Source organism: Kitasatospora sp. NPDC001660, assembly GCF_053596725.1.
In genome coordinates this window covers 1-2,916 of record NZ_JBSFGU010000125.1, presented here as the reverse complement: position 1 = coordinate 2,916, position 2,916 = coordinate 1, and the positions used below count along the sequence as shown (strand labels likewise).

Here is a 2,916-nt window from a genome sequence, read left to right as displayed (position 1 = left end):
ATGTCCGTCCCCGCGCCCAACCGCGTGTACAGCGCGGCGAGGCCCGCCTGGAGCACCATGAACAGGCTGGTGCCGGTGCGTCGCGCCAACTCCACCAGAGCGGCGTGCAGTTCGGGGCCCAGCTCCAGGCCGACGTGGTCCCCGCGCCAGCCGGCGACGGCCGGCCGCGGCCGGTCGGCGGGCAGCTGGAGCAGCTCCGGCAGGTCGGACAGCTGGCGCTTCCAGTAGTCGAGCTGCTCGGCGAACCTGCTCTCGGGGTCGGCGGCGTCGCCGAGCAGGTCACGCTGCCACAGCGTGTAGTCGGCGTACTGCACCGGCAGGTCCGACCAGCGCGGCGCGCGGCCCTCGCTCCGGGCGGCGTACGCCTCGGCCAGGTCGCGGGCCAGCGGACCGGTGGACCAGCCGTCGCCGGCGATGTGGTGCATGACCAGCAGCAGCACGTGCTCGTCCGGCGCGACCGCGAACAGCTCCGCCCGCAGCGGTGCTTCCGCCGCCAGGTCGAAGGGCTGCCGGGCGGACTCGGCGAGACTCTCCGGCAGTTCGGCCTGCGACACCTCGGTCAGCCGGGCCCGGGGCCGGGCCGCAGCCGGGTCCAGCACGCGCTGGCACGGTACGCCGTCGACCTCCGGGAACACCGTCCGCAGGCTCTCGTGCCGGGCCACCACGTCGGCCAGCGCCTCGTCCAGCGCCGCCCGGTCGAGCGTCCCGGTCAGCTGGAGCGCCAGCGGGATGTGGTACGTCGCGGCGGTGCCGTCCATGCGGTGCAGGAACCAGAGCCGGCGCTGGGCGAAGGACAGCGGCACGGCCTCGGGCCGCTCCTGCACGGTCAACGCCGGACGGGCGCGGCCGGCCTCGACCAGCGACTCGGCCAGGCCCGCCACCGTGGGCGCCTGGAAGAGCGCGCGCAGCCCGAGCTCCACGCCGAGCACCGAACGCACCCGGGCGGCCAGCCGGGTGGCGAGCAGCGAGTGCCCACCCAGGTCGAAGAAGTCGTCGTCGACCCCGACCCGCGGCACGCCCAGCACCTCGGCGAACAGCTCGCACAGGATCTGCTCCTGCGGTGTGCGCGGCGCCCGGCCGCTCCCGGCGCCACCGGCTTCGGGTGCGGGCAGCGCCGCCCGGTCCAGCTTCCCGTTCGGCGTCAGCGGCAGCGCGTCCAGCACCGTGAAGACGGCCGGCACCAGGTAGTCGGGCAGGCGGGCGCGCAGGTGCGCCGCCAGTTCCGCGGGGCGGACGACCCCGTCGGGACGTGCCGCCACGTAGCCGACGAGCCGGTCGTCCCGGGCGAGGACGGCGGCCCGGGAGACGGCCGGGTGCCCGGCCAGCACCGCCTCGATCTCGCCGAGTTCGACGCGGAAGCCGCGCACCTTCACCTGGTCGTCCGCCCGGCCGACGTACTCCAGCTCGCCGTCGGCCCGACGCCGTACCAGGTCGCCGGTGCGGTACATGCGCTCGCCGTCCGGGCCGAACGGGCAGGCTAGGAACCGCCCGGCGGTGAGTCCGGGCCGGTTGAGGTACCCGCGCGCCAGACCCGGACCGGCGACGTACAGCTCCCCCGTCACCCCCGGCGGCACGACGCGCAGCCGCTCGTCCAGCACGTACACCCGGAAGCCCGCGACCGGTCGGCCGATCGGTGGCACACCGGACCCCGGCGACAGCGGGTCGCTCATGGTCGCGCACACCGTCGTCTCGGTCGGACCGTACGCGTTGATCATCCGCCGTCCGGGCGCCCAACGGGCCACCAGCTCCGGCGCACAGGCCTCGCCCGCCACCACCAGGGTGCCGGCCGCGAGGTCGGTGCCGTCCAGCGCGGCCAGGGCCGAGGGCGGCAGCGTCACGTGGGTGACATCGAGCCGGCGGTCCGTCAGGGCCTCCAGTGGTGCCTCGGACCGGGCCAGGACGAGGGCGGCACCGGTGAGCAGGGCGCTGCAGAGGTCCCAGAAGGACGCGTCGAAGCTGGGCGAGGCGCACTGGAGCACCCGGCTGTCGGCGTCGACGCCGAGCCGCTCGACCTGCGCCGCCACCAGGCCCGACACGCCCGTGTGGCTGACCACGACCCCCTTGGGGCGGCCGGTCGAGCCCGAGGTGTAGATCACGTAGGCCGGATGCCGGACGTCGAGCACGACGCCCGGGTCGGTGTCCGGCCAGTCCCCCTCGGCCACCAGCGCCGGATCATCGACCACCACCGACGGACAAGCGTCCTCCAGCATGAACGCGATCCGCGCCTGCGGGTACGCCGGATCCACCGGCAGGTACGCGGCCCCGACCTTCAGCACACCCAGGACGGCCACCACCGACTCCACCGACCGCGGCAACGCCACCGCCACGACCTGCTCCGGACCCACGCCCCTGGCGATCAACGCATGCGCGAACCGGTTCGCCCGGGCGTTCAGCTCGCGGTACGTCAACTCGACGTCACCGCACACCAGCGCAACCGCCTCCGGCGTCGCCGCCACCTGCACCGCGAACAGCTCCGGCAGGCTCACCGGAGCCGCCCCGCCCTCGGCCGCGGGCAGCAGCTCGCGGCGCTCCTCGCCGGACAGCAGGTCGATCCCGCCGATCGGCCGGTCAGGAGCGGCGACGACCGCGGCCAGCAGCCTGGTCCACCGGGCGACCAACGACTCGACCGTCGAACGGTCGAACAGGTCGGTGCTGTACTCGACGGCACCGCTGATTCCCGCCGGCGCGCCGTCGCTGCCGTGTTCCTCCGCGAGGCCGAAGGTCAGGTCGAGCCGCGAGGTGCCGGTGGTCACGGCCACCCCGGAGACCCGGAGGCCGGGGAGGTCGAAGTCGCCGCCCGGGGCGTTCTGCACGACCAGCCCGGTCTGGAACAGCGGGTGGTGCGACAGCGACCGGGACGGGTTCAGCACCTCCACCAGGTGCTCGAACGGCACGTCCTGGTGCGCGTACGCCGAC

At 74.9% G+C, this 2,916-nt stretch carries 1 protein-coding gene; it reads right to left on the bottom strand.

What is annotated here, in order from left to right; genetic code table 11:
* On the bottom strand, nt 1-2,916 hold a 2,916-nt coding region (locus ACWCXH_RS39790; RefSeq protein WP_449806396.1), incomplete at both ends, for an amino acid adenylation domain-containing protein.